Genomic DNA, 16,231 nt, shown 5'->3' with positions numbered 1-16,231 from the left:
AACCATGCGGCACGAGCCGACAGGAGTGAAGATTGACCAAGCATTACAGAATGGCGCTGATGGCAGGATTGCTGGGCGCGGCGGCACAGGCGCACGGGCAACTGTATGTGTGCGCCGATGCGCAGGGACACAAGACGTACACGGACAAGCGGGCCGGCGCGCATTGCCAGCTGCTCGATTTGCCGGGCGCCATGACGGAGCCGCCACGCAAGACGGCGCCGCTGGCCGGCGCGCCTGCCCGGTCCGCCACGCAGGCGGTGGCCACGGCGGCGCCTGCCGCCGGCGCGTTTCCCAAGGTCGATGGCGCCGAGCAGCGGGCGCGCGACCTGGACCGGCGCCAGATCCTGCAGGACGAATTGCGCAGCGAAGAGCAGAAACTGGCGGCGCAGCGCCTGGAATTTAACGGCGGCCAACCCGAACGCCAGGGCAATGAGCGCAACTATGCGAAATATCAGGAAAGAGTGGCGCAGTTGAAGGACAACATCAGCCGCACGCAGCAAAACATAGACGCCCTGAAACGCGAGATCGCGAATATTCGGTAAAGCACATGACACTAGACAACCATTCCAGCCGTCCCGCCCACCTGGCCGGCCTTGATTTGCTCGCTTCGGCCGTGATCCTGCTCGACGGCGACGGCCGCATCGGCTATGCCAACGCGGCGGCGGAAAACCTGCTGGAAAGCTCGCTGAAGGCGCTGTCGCGGCAAAAGCTGACGGCGCTGTTCTTGAATCCCGAGGAGCTGGCCGGCATCTGCGCGCAGGCGCTCGAACACAAATTTTCGGACCTGCGCCAGGACCTGAGCCTGGAACGCCTGGGGCGCGAGCCGCTGCGCGTGCACAGCATCGTCAGCGCGCTCGACGCGCCTAGCGACGGCGTGCTGATCGAATTGCGCGAAAACGTGCAGCAATTAAAGCTCGACCGCGAGGAGCGCATCCTCGACCAGAGCCAGGTCAACAAGGAGCTGATCCGCAATCTGGCGCATGAAATCAAGAACCCGCTGGGCGGCATCCGTGGCGCGGCCCAGCTGCTGGAGCTGGAGCTGCCGGCCCTGCACCTGAGCGAACTGCGCGAATACACGCAAGTCATCATCAAGGAGGCGGACCGCCTGCAGACGCTGGTTGACCGCCTGCTGGCGCCGCACCGCCGCCCGCACATCGTGGGCGACGTGAATATCCATGAAGTGTGCGAACGGGTCCGCAGCCTGATCCTGGCAGAGTTTCCCAGCGGACTGACCATTTCGCGCGATTATGACGCCTCGATCCCCGAGTTTCGCGGCGACAAGGAGCAGCTGATACAGACCGTGCTCAATATCGCGCATAACGCGGCGCAGGCCTTGGCCGAGCGCATCGAGGCGGGCGACGCGGAGCTGATTTTCAAGACGCGCGTGGCGCGCCAGGTGACCCTGGCCAAGGTCCGCTACAACCTGGCATTAGACTTGCATATCATTGACAATGGACCGGGCATCGCACCCCAGATCCGCGACCGGATTTTCTACCCGCTGGTGTCGGGCAGGGAAGGCGGCAGCGGGCTGGGGCTGACCTTGGCGCAAACCTTCGTGCAACAGCACCTGGGCGTGATCGAGTGCGAAAGCCGGCCTGGATACACCGATTTCAGGATCGTTCTCCCCTTGCCATAAGCGAGGCAGTATCCCACCCATGAAATCCATTGCGGGACGCACACACTAATGAAGCCAATCTGGATAGTTGACGACGACGAATCAATCCGCTGGGTGCTGGAAAAAGCCCTGGCGCGGGAAAACCTCGCCACCAAGAGTTTTGCCAATGCGCGCGACGCCATCGCCGCGCTGGAATTTGACACGCCGCAAGTGCTCGTGTCCGATATCCGCATGCCGGGCGCATCCGGCCTGGAACTGTTGCAGACGGTCAAATCGCGTTTTCCCGGCTTGCCGGTCATCATTATTACCGCCTTTTCCGACCTCGATTCGGCCGTCGCGGCCTTCCAGGGCGGCGCCTTCGAATACCTGGCCAAGCCGTTTGACATCGACAAGGCCGTCGAGCTGATCCGCCGCGCGCTGGAAGAGAGCCTGCGCGAGACGAGCGTCGAATCGGGCCCGTCGGAAACGCCGGAAATCCTCGGCCAGGCGCCGGCCATGCAGGAAGTCTTCCGCGCCATCGGCCGGTTGTCGCAATCGAATGTGACGGTGCTCATCACGGGCGAATCCGGTTCCGGCAAGGAACTCGTGGCGCGCGCGCTGCACAAGCACAGCCCGCGCGCGGCGCAACCGTTCATTGCCCTGAATACGGCGGCGATCCCCAAGGATTTGCTCGAGTCCGAACTGTTCGGCCATGAGCGGGGGGCGTTTACGGGCGCGCAGACGACGCGCCGGGGCCGCTTCGAGCAGGCCGAGAACGGCACTTTGTTCCTCGATGAAATCGGCGACATGCCGTTCGATTTGCAGACGCGCTTGCTGCGCGTGCTGTCTGACGGGCATTTTTATCGCGTCGGCGGCCATCAGCCGATGAAAGCAAACGTGCGCGTGATTACGGCCACGCACCAGAACCTTGAGCAGCGCGTGCGTGACGGCCTGTTCCGCGAAGACTTGTATCACCGCCTGAACGTGATCCGCTTGCGCCTGCCCAGTTTGCGGGAGCGGCGCGAGGATATCCCCATCCTGGTGCGCCACTTCCTGGTGCAAAGCGCGCGCCAGCTGGGCGTGGAAGCCAAGCGCATGAGCGAGCCGACGATGCAATTCCTCAGCAGCCTCGATTTGCCCGGCAATGTGCGCCAACTGGAAAACCTGTGCAACTGGATCACCGTCATGGCGCCGGGCCAGACGGTGGAAATCAAGGACTTGCCGCTGGAATTGACGCAGGGACAGGGCGATGGCGCCGCGCAGGCCGTGGCCGCTGATGCGCCGCCGGCGAATGTTGCTCATGTGCAAGGCGGCCAGGTATTCGAAGCTGCCGCGCCCGCCAACGGCGCGCCGCCGGGCTGGATTGGTTTACTGGAATTGCAGGCGGCCGGCATGCTGGGCGCAGGGCAGCAGGAAGTCATGGCCGTGCTGGGGCGGCAATTCGAGTCGGCCCTGATCAAGACGGCGCTCAAGCATACGCACGGGCGCAAGAACGACGCCGCCGTGCGCCTGGGCATCGGCCGCAACACCATCACCCGCAAGATCTCCGAACTGGGCATCGACGGCGCCAAGGACGATTGACGCCTTGCCGGACGGGGGCTCCCCCGTCCGCTTTTTCTTGCGGTGTTCCTTGCACGCCACAACACCCACAGCAGGCGATAAGGTAAGCTGGCGCCTGCCGGACTGTTTCGTCCGGTCTTAACTTTCATTGTGGAACTGTATGCTGATTAACTGCGTGGCCTACCAGGATGGCAAAAAACTGGCCGACTTGCCGATCGACGATATCAGCGATTACGTCGAGCGCCCCGATTGCTTCGTCTGGGTCGCCCTGCTCGACGCCACGCCGGACGAGCTGAAACAGATGCAGCACGAGTTTTGCCTGCACGAACTGGCGGTGGAAGACGCGCAGCGGGGCCACCAGCGCCCGAAGATCGAGGAATACGGCGATTCCCTGTTTGCCGTGGTGAAAACCGTGGAAATGGTCGAAAACGAACTGGTGCTGGGCGAAGTCGACATTTTTGTCGGCGCCAATTACGTGCTTTCGTCGCGCAGCAACAGCTCGCAAGGTTTTCTTGGCGTGCGCGCCCGCGCCGAGCGCGAACCGCACCTGCTGCGTCAGGGTTCCGCCTTTGTCCTGTACGCGCTGATGGATGCGGTCGTCGACCGCTATTTTCCCGTGCTCGACGCGCTGGAATCGGAGCTGGAACTGATCGAGGACCGCATCTTCGACCGCGGCACCGAGCGCGACAATATCGAGCGGCTGTACCAGCTGAAACGCAAGGTCATGGTCTTGCGCCACGTGGTGGCGCCCCTGATGGAAGCGGTGGGCAAGCTGCACGGCGGGCGCGTGCCGCCGCTGTGCCACGATACCCAGGAGTATTTCCGCGACGTGCACGATCATCTGGCGCGCATCAATGGCACGCTCGATACCATCCGCGACACCATCAGCACGGCCATCCAGGTGAATCTGTCGATGGTGGCCATCGACGAGAGCGAAGTGAACAAGCAGTTGGCGGCCTGGGCGGCCATCTTTGCCGTGTTCACGGCATTTGCCGGCATCTGGGGCATGAATTTCAAGTTCATGCCGGAGCTGGACTGGCATTATGGCTATCCGGCCGCCGTGGCAGTGATGAGCTGTGTCTGCGGTTATATGTATTACTTGTTCAAGCGTTCCGGCTGGCTTTAAAAAATTCCTGTGTATCTGTATTATTGAACAATATCCAGGGGTACAATCGCGGCAGGTCCGCTGGGGCGGGTCATGGCTGAGAATCGCCGCGTCGGCAGCTGTGCCTGCGCTGCCGGTGCTGTGCAGGAGCATTCATGAGTATTCCGTTGTTTGATGTGAATTCGCAAGAACCCCTGTTCGATCCCGAGCAGCGGCGCACCCTGGCGGAAGCGGCCCTGCGCTCGATCACCGCCTCGACGGCGCACGCCCGTGGCGACGACTTCCTGCGCATCCTCGTCAAGGACCTGGCCGAAGCGCTCGACGTGCAGTATGTGATCGCCGGGCGCCTGGTGCGCATGGACGATGGCAGCGAAGGCATCCGCACCCTCGCCCTGTGGGGCGGCAATGGCTACCAGCCGAATATCGAATACAGCCTGCAGCACACGCCTTGCCAGGACGTCACCTGCCAGAGCATGTGTTTTCACGGCAGCGATATCCAGCGTCGCTTTCCATTCGATACCCTCCTTGTCGACATGCATGCGGAAAGCTATGTCGGCATGCCGCTGATCGATACCGATGGCAAGACCCTGGGTATCCTGTCGGCCATCGACACGCGTCCCATCGATGAAAACAAGCGTTTGCTGGCCTTGCTGCTGCTGTCGATCTTCTCTGCCCGCGGCGCGGCCGAACTGCAGCACCAGGAGCGCACGCAGCAACTGGAAGAAATCGTGCGCGTGCGCACCGAATCGCTGCTGGCAGCGCAGGCGAACCTGATCGAGCAGGAACAGATGGCGGCCCTCGGTTCGCTGGTGGCCGGTGTCTCGCATGAAGTCAACACGCCCATCGGCGTGGCGCTGACGGCCGCGTCGAGCATGGGCAGCTATGCCGACCAGCTGGTGCAGCTGCTGGGCGGCGCCAAGGTCAGCCGTGCCGAACTGATCGACATCGCCGAATCCCTGAAAGGCGCGGCCGCCTTGATCGAGCGCAACCTGGCGCGCGCCGCCGACCTGATCGGCAATTTCAAGCAGCTGGCCGTGGACCAGGTCAGCGAATACGTGGCCGACCTGGCGCTGCACGATTATGTGCACGGCCTGGTGTCGGCGCACAGTCCTGAATTGCGCAAGGCGGCGCTGGGCGTGGAACTCGACATCGCGCCCGATTGCCAGGTGCGCCTGGCGGCCGGCAAGCTGTCGCAAATCCTTTCGAACCTCTTGATGAACAGCGCCCGCCACGGCTATCCGCACGGCGGGCCGGGGCGCATCACGATACGCGCGCGCATCGAGGAGGAAGAGGGGGAAGACGCAGCCGGGCGATGGCTGCTGCTGGAGTTTTCCGATGACGGCATCGGCCTGGCGCCGGCCGTGCGCGAACATATGTTCGAACCGTTTTTCACCACCAAGCGGGGCCAGGGCGGCTCCGGCCTGGGCATGCACATCGTCTACACCATCGTGCAGCAGCTGGGCGGCCAGGTCAGCGCCATCGATGCCACGCCAGGCTGTCATATACAGATCAGGCTGCCGCTGGCAGCCTGAGGCTGGCTTAGCGCGCCGCCATCGACAGCGCCACCGCCTCGGCCACCTTGATGCCGTCGACGGCCGCCGACAGGATGCCGCCCGCATAGCCGGCGCCTTCGCCGGCGGGGAACAGGCCCCGCGTATTCAGGCTTTGCAGGTTGTCGTCGCGGCGCTTGATGCGGATCGGCGATGAGGTGCGCGTTTCCACGCCCGTCAGCACGGCATCGGCCTTGTAATAACCCTTGATCTGCTTGTTGAACGCCGGAAACGCTTCGCGCAGGGCCGTGATCGCGTATTCGGGCAGCGAAGGCGCCAGATCCGTCAGGTGCACGGCCGGTTTGTACGACGGCACCACGCTGCCGAATTCCGTCGAGGCGCGGCCAGCAACGAAGTCGCCGACTAATTGCCCTGGGGCATCGTAGTTGCCGCCGCCGAGGGCGAACGCGCGTTCTTCCAGTTCGCGCTGCAAGGCCATGCCGGCCAGCGGGTCGCCCGGATAGTCGGCGGGCGTGATGCCGACGACGATGGCGCTGTTGGCGTTGCGTTCATTGCGCGAATACTGGCTCATGCCGTTCGTCACCAGGCGGCCCGGCTCGGATGCGGCCGCCACCACCGTGCCGCCCGGGCACATGCAGAAGCTGTAGACGGAACGGCCATTGCTGGCGTGGTGCACCAGCTTGTAGTCGGCCGCACCCAGGATCGGGTGGCCGGCGCTGGGGCCGAAGCGGCAGCTGTCGATCAAGGATTGCGGGTGTTCCACGCGGAAACCGATCGAGAACGGTTTCGCTTCGATGTACACGCCGCGCTTGTGCAGCATTTCAAAGGTGTCGCGCGCGCTGTGGCCGATGGCCAGCACGACGTGGTTGCTGGCGATGGTTTCGCCATTCTCCAGCACCACGCCACGCACCTGGCCGCCGTCCGGGCCGGGCGCGATGTCGAGATCGACCACTTTGCTGCTGAAACGGTATTCGCCGCCCAGTTGTTCGATATTCGCGCGCATTTCCTCCACCATCTTGACCAGGCGGAAGGTGCCGATGTGCGGCTTGCTCACGTACATGATTTCTTCGGGCGCGCCCGCCTTGACGAATTCCGTCAGCACTTTGCGGCCGTAGTGCTTGGGGTCCTTGATCTGGCTGTACAGCTTGCCGTCCGAGAAGGTGCCGGCGCCGCCTTCGCCGAACTGCACGTTCGATTCCGGGTTCAGTTCGCGCTTGCGCCAGAAGCCGAAGGTGTCGACCGTGCGTTCGCGCACCTGCTTGCCCCGTTCCAGGATCAGGGGGCGTAGGCCCATCTGCGCCAGGATCAGCGCCACGAACAGGCCGCAGGGGCCCGTGCCGATGACGATGGGGCGCGGTTCGGTGCTGTGGCCGGCCAGCTGCTCGCCGCCGGCGACGAATTTGTAGTCGGTGTCGGGCGCGGGCATCAGGTGCACGTCGTGCCGCAGGCGCGCCAGCACGGCCGCTTCATTCTTGACGTCCACATGCAGCGAGTAAATCAGCACCACGGCGCTGCGCTTGCGCGCGTCATAGCTGCGCTTGAAGACGGTAAAGCCGAGCAAATCGGCCGCATCGATGCCCAGGCGCGCCAGGATGGCTGCGGGCAGGGCCGCTTCGTCGTGTTCGAGGGGGAGTTTTACTTCGTTGAGTCGCAACATGGTGTCTATCCGAAAAGTGCAGGGCTCCGTATCTAGCGGAGAGTGGGCAGCCGCGTGGCGCGGCGCAAGGCGGCATTTTACTCCTTCCGGCGGGCAATGCATTGCCTGTGGTTCCAGCCTGGAAGCCGCCGTGCGCCGGGTTTTTAAAAATGACAATGTCATAGCTGTATCGCAACAAATGTAACTGCCAACGCTGTTACGGTCCAGTGGACATGGGCAGGCCGGCAGTGGGGAATGGATGGGCGCAGGCAATGTTGTTCTGGCGCAAGCAGCAGGGGGAGCGGCAGTGCACAGCATGTTGTTGCTGCAAAAAAACAACATTTCACCGCAGGCGTGGTCGGCGCCTTGATAGCGCCGCGCACCGGCTTTGCCAGTCTTTCATTTGCTGCATTTGCACAATCGCCAATGAGCAGGGAAAGCAGCCTTCTTTTTCAGGTCTCAAGAAGGGTAAAGAGGAGTAATTTCGCGCAAAATTGTAACGGTGTTTTGTAAATATCCTGTTAGTTTTTTGTTGCATTGCAATATATGTATCATTGCACAAAAAAACGACACTAACGCACTAATTTAAATTGTTTTTGAATTATTGCCGAATAATGTATGGGATAAAAGTTGATTGTATGAATTTAGATATTGTTCCAAAGCCATACTACCTTTCTAATAAATTGACATCGTTCAGTGCCATATGGTTCCATGTAGTCGCTGCGTCACATTTGTAACGTTTTGACACATTTACTGGGAAAACCTTTACCCAGGGGTTTCCTTACAAAAATTCAGGCACATGTCCAGAAGGAGTTTTTTACATGAAGTTACGTATCAAACCTATGCCAGTTGCGATCTTGCAAGTTTTTGCAAGTGGCGCACTTTCCGTTGCAGCTATCTCCCCGGCAATGGCTCAACAAGCTGCCGCCAGCGAGCCTGTGCAACGCGTTATGGTGACCGGTTCGCTGATCAGCCGTACCGATAGCGAAACCGCGGCACCAGTTCAGGTAATCACTGCAGCCGAAATCCAGCGCAGCGGTAAAACCTCGGTTGCCGAGCTGCTGCAGGATCTGGCTTCCAACGGTGCGGGTACGCTCGGTACGGGCTTCTCTGGCGCATTCGCCAACGGTGCATCGGGCGTCTCGCTGCGCGGCCTGACCGTTGGTTCGACGCTGGTGCTGATCGACGGCCACCGCATGTCGCCTTACGCGATCGGTGACGATTCGCAACGCTCCTTCGTTGACGTCTCCAACATTCCATTCGATGCCATCGACAGCATCGAAGTGCTGAAAAGCGGTGCTTCCTCGCTGTACGGCTCGGATGCGGTCGCTGGCGTGGTCAACATCAAACTGAAGAAAAACTTCACGGGCACCCGCTTCTCGGCTGACAGCGGTACCACGGAACATGGCGGCGGCACGACCAACCGCGCTTCGTTGAGCACCGGTTTCGGTGATCTCGACACCGACGGCTACAACGTTTTCGCTACCGCCGAATGGCGTCGCCAAGGCGCGATCAAGGTCGACGACCGCAAGCAGTACGCCTGGGACCAGCTGGACTGGCGTCCACGTGGTGGCCAGAATCTGACTTTCGGCGTGCCAACCGCCCGCAACGGCTTCCTGACCGCAGCGAACTCGCCATTCCTGTATAACCCTTCTGGTGCGGGCGGCGCGCAAAACGCGGCCAACTTCGTCTTCCTGGATCCTAAATGTAATTACACTACGTACCGCGCCGGCGGCTGCGCGGTGGAGGATAAATACGCCTTCATCCAGCCTGAAACCGAGAACAAGAATTTGCTGGTCGGTTTTACCAAGAAGCTGCCGCAAGACTGGGAAATGTCGGTCAAGGCTTCGATCTTCCAGCGTGATAACCTGAACAATCGCGGCTTGCCAGGAGCTTACTCGCCGACCTCGTTCGCCGGTACCAACGTCAATAACAATGGCGTACTGATCCCGGGCTTCGGCGCCATGCCTAGCACCACGTTTGCTCCCGGTGCAGCTGTCGGTGCCAACGTGAACAACCCGTTCGCCAATAATGCACGCCTGTATGGCTACATTCCTGGCCTGGACGGCAACTCGCAGCAAAGCAACACGGCGACCACCACCCGTCTGGCGATCGACCTGACTGGTGCCGCGATGGGCTGGGATCTGCAACTGGCAGGCGGCTTGACCAAGTCCAAGGCAGAAGTCGATTACAGTGGTTTTGTTGACCGTGCCGCTTTGTACAGCCTGCTGCGCTCCGGTGCGTGGAATGCAGTGGGTGGTAATTCGCAACAGCTGATCGACCAGGTGTCGCCACGCTTCTCGAACACGCTGGAATCGAAGCTGAACTACATCGACGTGGTCGGTTCGCGCGAACTGATGCCGCAACTGGGTGCAGGCCCGCTGAAACTGGCAGTTGGCGCCCACTGGCACAAACGTACCTGGGATGCGCCACCGTCGCCACTGACCCTGAACGGTCAAGTTGGTTCGACGTCGGCTTTCGTGTTTGGTGAAGAGACCAACAAGGCTATTTTCGCCGAGTTGGCAGCCATTCCGGTGAAAAACGTCGAGTTCAATCTGTCGAGTCGCTATGATAAATTTGACAATAATAAATCGTTCACCCCGGCAGCAACGCTGAAATGGACGCCGACCAAGGAAATCGCCTTGCGCGGTACCTTCGCTCGTGGTTTCCGCTCGCCTAACCCGGCAGAGACAGGCAATTCGGGTTCGTTCTTCCTGTACCACGGCATCAACGATCCTATCCTGTGCGCCAACGGCCAGCAGTACACCGCTGGCAACGTACCAAGCTCTTGCAACATCCAGCCTACGTACGTACAACGTCCGAACAAGGATCTGTCGCCAGAGAAATCGAAATCGTACACCCTGGGTGCCGTGCTCCAGCCATTCAAGGGCTTGAACGCGACCATCGACTACTACAACATCGAAGTGCGTAACCAGATCGTGACCGCCGCCGGCAACGATCCTAGCTACCGCGAGACGTTTGTGCGTGGTGCCGCCGTGCCGATCGACATCGCTACTGGCGTAGGTACGGGCGTTGCCCAGGGTACCCCATCGGTTGGTCCTATTCTGTTTGCAGAATCGGCCTACATCAATGGTGGTTCGACCAAGACCTCCGGCGTGGAAACCGATATCGGCTACCGTTGGAACCTGTCCGAAAACGGCATCATTCGTGCCAACCTGAGCTATGCTCACACCATCAGCTACGAGCAAACCGTTGCTGGCGTGACTTACCAGCTGGCAGGAACCCAAGGCCCGACGGTGGTTTCCGGCGCAACCGGTTCGCCGAAAGACCGTGCGCAGCTGAGCCTGGGCTGGACCCGTGGTCCGCTGGACGTGAATGCCACGCTGAACTACACCAGCAGCTTCTCGGCACTGGACCCATCGGTGGGTGCTACCGATTGCTCCAAGGCATCGGCTGTCATCACCAGCCGTCCTTACTACCAGAACCTTACGCAGCCTGATCAGTATTGCCACGTGCCATCGTTCACGACGACCAATCTGAACATCCAGTACAAGGTCAGCCCGAACCTGACATTGAAAGGTTCGATCCTGAATCTGTTCGACCGTCAGCCACCGTTTGACCTGAGCACCTACGGCAATGCCACTGTACAAACCACGTACAACGCATCGCTGCACCAGGCAGGCGCTGTTGGCCGCTTCCTGAGCCTGGGTCTGGCATATACCTTCTAATATAGCAAGGTGAGCAAGGCGGCAGCGATGCCGCCCCGTTCTTCGAAAGGGCGGGATGACTGAAGAGTCATCCCGCCCTTTTTTTATGGCTATCGCACAATCAGGTGTGGAGGCATACCTAAAGTTGCCTTCAAGAATACCTTGCGCACGGAATCTGATACCAGCAGGGAATGTGCGTAGTCGAGCCACGAGGTCGCGTGGTGCAAGGGGCCAGCTGCATGCCGCTGAACACAAGTAAAGATGCGCCCGCAGGGCACGTGACGGCCGCGCTGGAGGCCGTGTGCATGAACATGCGGGTGCAAGTGTTTCGAGTGGCAGGCGGGACAGTGCAAGCGTACTTGCGCAGCGTGTTCAAGGAGCACCATGATCGCGTTTTGCGGCGTGTTGCCAAGCAGCAGGGGTCGAGGAAGATTCCTGGAGTGTTCCTGCTTGCCGGGGACCGCGAGCATATCAGCTGTTGCCGCCAGACACAGGCCAAGATCGCCGGCGCTGCCGCTGGACAGGGAACGGCATACGACGCTTGCGTTTCAGGGCGCTTCCTGCGCGTGCAACACCTGTTCCGGCTATGCGGAATGCCTGATAAGGGGGGGTATCAGCAACTGCCCGGCACGGCGTAGGGCCAGTGCTAGTGGGTGTCCCGCTGCTTGAGCGCAAAAACATACCCGCGCAGGACCGTGATCGCTTGCCCGGCCGGGAAGGGGCGCATTCACTACTCAAGGCACCAGGACGCTATTTAACAGTAGCCTGACGCAGGTTGCAGTCGTACCTGCACCCTATTGCGGCGCACCATACCGGTGCGTTGGCCCGTCGTTTTGCAGGCTGGTTTGTACAGGCAATGTGGCCGGCCGAACTGGCCGACAATTGCCGAAGTCAGGCAGCCTTGCCAGTTTTCAGATATCACTCATTTGTATGCTGAATATGTTTCACGGCATGGCATTTTATCCACGGCAGTTCGCTTGCTTATTCGCCAAGCTAAAGGGATCGAAAAGAAATTGAGAATAGGGATGTATAGGCAATTGCTCGGTTTTTCTATTGAGTTGCATGGACAAGGTCGTATTGCAGAGACTTCTGCGGATTGGCCAAGGCTCCAGACCGCCAGAAGGATGGCATCGAGGGGGAGGCAGGACGGCGTCTGCTGAGGCCGTCATCTTCGCGAGCATGCCCGGATGGCACGGTTTGATATTGTCGACAACAATATATGCGTCGACATGATGCTGCTCTATAACTGGCGCATTGCATCAGTGCGGAGTTTCTCGGTGATTGCCGCAGTCATATGCCGGATTATTCTGGTTATTTCCGAATTGGATATTTTTTGGATGCTGCTTATTTTATTCGTTTCTCGCGAGCTTGCCGGGGTGAGTGTTTATGTTTGATATTCGATTTTTAATGATGTATATGAAGTTGCCATTTTCTTCGATGGTGATTTTTTTGAAATATCCATTCAAGAGCGAATATTCTTTTAAATCGTAATTATTCAATGTAATTGAAAATCCCAACTTTCGGCAATTTAATTTCATGAAACGTTGTTGTTTTGCAACATTTATCCTGTCATGCCAAGGGGGTAAAGGCGCTGTTTCAAGGGCTACGTGCATCGCAGCATGCCCGCAGCTTGCCGCATCATGTCTGCAAGGCGCACGCCATAATGCACGGTCTCAAAGTACATTTTTCACATATTCTTATTCTCTTTTTCTGCACTGCATCAAAATGGTGCGCTGCTGCACCATTTTCGCTGGTTTGTTCAATATTTCTCCGTTTATTTAAATTGTTGTTTGTTTGCATCATATTTTCCCGCTATGTTGACAGTGAACAATCGCCTATGGTTTTATGTGTCTCTTAGGCAAGAGGGTTCTTCCTGTTTTGTCTGAGGACTGCCATATCATTGGTGGGGGAGTGTCAAATTATCAAAAAACTAAAACCGGAAATAAAAACGTATTAAACATGATTTAGTGCTTAAATTTACCAAGCAACTCTACCAGAGACGCTTAATCTAATAATTAGGAAACCACATGTTGAGAAAAACTGTTTTAGTGCGTGCCCTGGCGCTGGCCTTCAGTGCCGGTGCCATGTCCACGATGGTCGTTGCGCCTGTCATGGCACAATCGAACGCAGCCGGTACGATTTTTGGTACGGTTGATGCGCCTGCTGGCGCCACCGTGTCGCTGCAAAACTTGGATACAGGACTGAAGCGTACCGTTACGGTAGAGGCCAACGGCCGCTATACCGTCACGGCGTTGCCTATCGGTCGCTACAAGGTTGATCTGGTCCGCGATGGCAAGGTTGTCGAATCGAAGGAAACGGATGTTGTGATTGGCCAGGGTGTGGATGCATCCTTCAGTTCCAAAGTGCAGGCCGTGCAAGTGACGGGCCGCCGTAACCGTATCGATGTCTCGAATACCAATAATGGCGCGATCTTTACCGCCAAGGAACTGGATAAGTTGCCAGTTGCCACGAACTTGAGTTCGATCATTTTGCTGGCGCCGAACACCACGCGCGCTGACTCCGCTTATGGCGGCACGAGTATCGGCGGCGGCGGCGCGTCGGAAAACGCGTTCTATGTCAACGGTTTCCCTGTCACCAACCCGCTGACCCAGCTCGGCTCGTCGGAACTGCCGTTTGGTGCCATCGCTCAAGCCCAAGTGCTGACCGGTGGTTTCGGTGCGGAATTCGGCCGCTCCATCGGTGGCGTGCTCAACGTCACGACCAAGAGCGGTACCAATAATTGGGAATTTGGCGCAACAGCTGCCATTACGCCAAATTCGATGCGTTCGGACCCGAAGAATATCTACTATGCAAACACTGGCGAGAATCCGGCTACGGATGGCAAGCTGCATTTCCGCCGTGACACCAGCCAGAGCACGCAGAACTACTACGGCGCGTACGTGGGTGGCCCGATCGTGGAAGACAAGCTGTTCATGTTTGTCGCCGTGGATCAAACCGCAACCAAGACCGGCATCGCCAACAGCACCGCCAGCACCACCTTGGCGCGCGATGGCTGGGCTGACCGCCGTGTAGAACAAACCCGCTACCTGGCCAAATTCGACTGGAATATCAGCGATAACCATCGTCTGGAATGGACGTCGATCGGCGATACCACCAAAGATCGCCAGCGCGCGTATGGTTTGAACACCGACACGTACAAGTCGAACGGCGTCAAGTACTCGGAACAGAACGACAAGAACGGCGGCGGCAACGGCGCCGAGTCGAATGCGCTGAAGTACACGGGCCAACTTACCGATGACCTGGTCTTCACGACCTTGTACGGCATCTCCAAGGCACCGCGCAGCACCACGTACGAAGACTATGACGTCAATGGCATCTTGCGTTCGGTCGCTTCCACCGTGGCTGGCCGTGTGCCTGAGCTCGACGCGCAAAACCTGTACCGCAACTACCAAAAATATGCGGGTGCGACCGGCAACATCACCAAGCCTGGTAGCGACAAGGTGAAATCCTTCCGTGCCGACTTGGAATACAAGCTGGGTAGCCATACCCTGCGCGTCGGTGTCGATCACAATGAAATCGATTCCGTTAACGCTGGCCAGTTCCGTGCTGGTGGCGGTTCGTGGACCTATCGTACGGTAGGTGAGACAAATGCCTTTAAACCGGTCAACCTGTCGGGCGGTCGTCCTGGCGTGGTCGGTGATTTCGGTGGTTACGGCACGCGCGGTTTCTACGCACGCCTGTCGGACTTCTCCAGCGTGACGGATGCTTCGGCAACTCAATCGGCGCAATACCTGGAAGATCGTTATCAAGTAACCAAGAACTTGCTGATTACGGCTGGTTTGCGTAATGAGCAATACACCAACAAAAATGGCGACGGCGAGAAGTTCATCGATGTGAAAAACCAGATCGCTCCGCGTCTGGCCGCATCGTGGGACGTCTTTGGCGACGCCTCGATGAAGGTATTTGGTAGCGCCGGTCGTTATCACCTGCAATTGCCTACCCAGGTAGCTGCACGTGCCGCCAGCCGTTCGACCTTGATTACGCAGGACTTTACCTATACCGGTATCGACGCTCAAGGCCAGCCTACGGGCCTGGTTGCCATCAATACCCCGATCTCGCCAGACAATGAGTACGGCCAACGCAAGGACGTGCGCAGTGTCGTTGTCAAAGATCTCAAGCCTAACTACCAGGATGAAATCACGCTGGGCTTTGAAAAAGCCTACAACCCTAGCCTGAACTTCGGCGCCAAGGCAACCTACCGCAAACTGGGTGCCGGTATCGATGATAGCTGCGATACCCGTCCGCTGCGCGCGTATGCCGCCAAAAACGGCATTCCTGTTTCCGCTACGGATATTCCTTGCTTCATCTTCAATCCGGGCGAAGATGCAACGGTATGGTTGAACGGTTCCGATGGCAGCGGTCGTTATGTACACTTGTCCAAAGAAGAACTGGGTTTCCCGAAAGTGAAACGTACGTACGCTGCTCTGGACTTGTTTGCCGAACATCCATTCCGCAATGGCTGGTATGGCAAGATCAACTACACGTGGTCGCGTAGCTACGGCAACATGGAAGGTCAAACCCGTTCCGATACCGGTCAAACCGACGTTGGTACCTCGGCTGGTTGGGACTTCCCTGAGTTCACTCCGGATTCGATGGGCTTGCTGCCTAACGATCGTCGTCATCAGTTGAAAGCATTCGGCTACTACGAGTTTACTAACGAGTGGTCGGTTGGCGCCAATCTGTTGATCCAATCGGGTCGTCCGAAAACTTGCTTGGGTACCAACCCGGTTGCCGATGCAGGCGAAGACAATCCATTCGGCGGCCCTGGCTACGGCGCAGAGTACTACTTCTGCGGCGGCAAACCGACCCCACGTGGCAGCCTTGGCCGTATGCCATACGAAAAGCGTCTTGACATGAACGTGGCCTACAAGCCAGCGATTCTGAAAGGCGTCGAGTTCAAGATCGACGTGTTCAACGTCACCAACTCGCAAACGGCAACGGCTCGTCAAGAAACTTACGATGACGGCAGCGGCGAAGGGATCCTGGCTAACTACGACGAATACCGTACCCTGCAAGCAGCACGCACGGTCAAATTGTCGGTCGAGTACAACCACAAGTTCTGATGCAAGCTGACAGCTTGAGTTGACCTTTGGGTTGGCTCGGCTGTCCTGCTGGCGCACCGCGCAAGTGGTTCGC

At 58.7% G+C, this 16,231-nt stretch carries 10 protein-coding genes; 9 read left to right on the top strand and 1 reads right to left on the bottom strand.

Annotated features, from left to right (window positions below):
• Positions 1–32: 32 nt before the first annotated feature.
• The 5 genes from AC07X6_RS11400 to AC07X6_RS11380 all read left to right on the top strand — a co-directional run bounded on the left by AC07X6_RS11400 (position 33) and on the right by AC07X6_RS11380 (position 5,791).
• Positions 33–542, top strand: a complete 510-nt coding sequence (locus AC07X6_RS11400; RefSeq protein WP_442908028.1) for a DUF4124 domain-containing protein — start codon at positions 33–35, stop codon at positions 540–542.
• 5 nt (positions 543–547) lie between these two features.
• Complete coding sequence (gene glnL / locus AC07X6_RS11395) at positions 548–1,636, top strand: nitrogen regulation protein NR(II) (RefSeq protein WP_474294986.1); 1,089 nt, start codon at positions 548–550, stop codon at positions 1,634–1,636.
• A gap of 48 nt (positions 1,637–1,684) precedes the next feature.
• Positions 1,685–3,175: a nitrogen regulation protein NR(I) gene (gene ntrC / locus AC07X6_RS11390; protein WP_494791026.1), complete on the top strand. Its 1,491-nt coding sequence runs from the start codon at positions 1,685–1,687 to the stop codon at positions 3,173–3,175.
• A gap of 139 nt (positions 3,176–3,314) precedes the next feature.
• Positions 3,315–4,280 carry a magnesium/cobalt transporter CorA gene (gene corA / locus AC07X6_RS11385; RefSeq protein ID WP_034760218.1) on the top strand — a complete coding sequence of 322 codons (966 nt, stop codon included), beginning with the start codon at positions 3,315–3,317 and terminating at the stop codon, positions 4,278–4,280.
• Between the two features lie 134 nt (positions 4,281–4,414).
• Complete coding sequence (locus tag AC07X6_RS11380; protein ID WP_230538735.1) at positions 4,415–5,791, top strand: GAF domain-containing sensor histidine kinase; 1,377 nt, start codon at positions 4,415–4,417, stop codon at positions 5,789–5,791.
• 7 nt (positions 5,792–5,798) lie between these two features.
• Here the strand turns inward: AC07X6_RS11380 and AC07X6_RS11375 are convergent, their stop codons facing one another.
• A complete protein-coding gene (locus AC07X6_RS11375; protein WP_230538734.1) occupies positions 5,799–7,427 on the bottom strand; it encodes an NAD(P)/FAD-dependent oxidoreductase in 1,629 nt (542 codons plus the stop codon).
• A gap of 800 nt (positions 7,428–8,227) precedes the next feature.
• Here AC07X6_RS11375 and AC07X6_RS11370 point away from each other — a divergent pair.
• The 4 genes from AC07X6_RS11370 to AC07X6_RS11355 all read left to right on the top strand — a co-directional run bounded on the left by AC07X6_RS11370 (position 8,228) and on the right by AC07X6_RS11355 (position 16,158).
• Positions 8,228–11,095 carry a TonB-dependent receptor gene (locus AC07X6_RS11370; protein ID WP_230538733.1) on the top strand — a complete coding sequence of 956 codons (2,868 nt, stop codon included), beginning with the start codon at positions 8,228–8,230 and terminating at the stop codon, positions 11,093–11,095.
• Between the two features lie 218 nt (positions 11,096–11,313).
• On the top strand, positions 11,314–11,712 hold the full coding sequence (locus tag AC07X6_RS11365) for a hypothetical protein (RefSeq protein ID WP_494791025.1): 399 nt from the start codon (positions 11,314–11,316) through the stop codon (positions 11,710–11,712).
• Positions 11,713–12,303: 591 nt separating this feature from the next.
• Positions 12,304–12,468: a hypothetical protein gene (locus AC07X6_RS11360; RefSeq protein WP_230538732.1), complete on the top strand. Its 165-nt coding sequence runs from the start codon at positions 12,304–12,306 to the stop codon at positions 12,466–12,468.
• Between the two features lie 633 nt (positions 12,469–13,101).
• Positions 13,102–16,158, top strand: coding sequence for a TonB-dependent receptor (locus tag AC07X6_RS11355; RefSeq protein ID WP_230538731.1), 3,057 nt, complete (start codon positions 13,102–13,104; stop codon positions 16,156–16,158).
• Positions 16,159–16,231 lie beyond the last annotated feature (73 nt).

This window comes from Janthinobacterium sp. GW460-12-1-14-LB5 (assembly GCF_059423585.1).
Note: the sequence above shows the minus strand (reverse complement) of the source record. Positions and strands in the feature narration are given on the sequence as shown.

Excerpts from the sequence above, each read along its gene's own strand:
- glnL (WP_474294986.1), top strand. The coding sequence starts at position 548 with ATGACACTAGACAACCATTCCAGCCGTCCCGCCCACCTGGCCGGCCTT.
- ntrC (WP_494791026.1), top strand. The coding sequence starts at position 1,685 with ATGAAGCCAATCTGGATAGTTGACGACGACGAATCAATCCGCTGGGTG.
- corA (WP_034760218.1), top strand. The coding sequence starts at position 3,315 with ATGCTGATTAACTGCGTGGCCTACCAGGATGGCAAAAAACTGGCCGAC.
- AC07X6_RS11380 (WP_230538735.1), top strand. The coding sequence starts at position 4,415 with ATGAGTATTCCGTTGTTTGATGTGAATTCGCAAGAACCCCTGTTCGAT.
- AC07X6_RS11375 (WP_230538734.1), bottom strand. The coding sequence starts at position 7,427 with ATGTTGCGACTCAACGAAGTAAAACTCCCCCTCGAACACGACGAAGCG.
- AC07X6_RS11370 (WP_230538733.1), top strand. The coding sequence starts at position 8,228 with ATGAAGTTACGTATCAAACCTATGCCAGTTGCGATCTTGCAAGTTTTT.
- AC07X6_RS11365 (WP_494791025.1), top strand. The coding sequence starts at position 11,314 with ATGCCGCTGAACACAAGTAAAGATGCGCCCGCAGGGCACGTGACGGCC.
- AC07X6_RS11360 (WP_230538732.1), top strand. The coding sequence starts at position 12,304 with ATGATGCTGCTCTATAACTGGCGCATTGCATCAGTGCGGAGTTTCTCG.
- AC07X6_RS11355 (WP_230538731.1), top strand. The coding sequence starts at position 13,102 with ATGTTGAGAAAAACTGTTTTAGTGCGTGCCCTGGCGCTGGCCTTCAGT.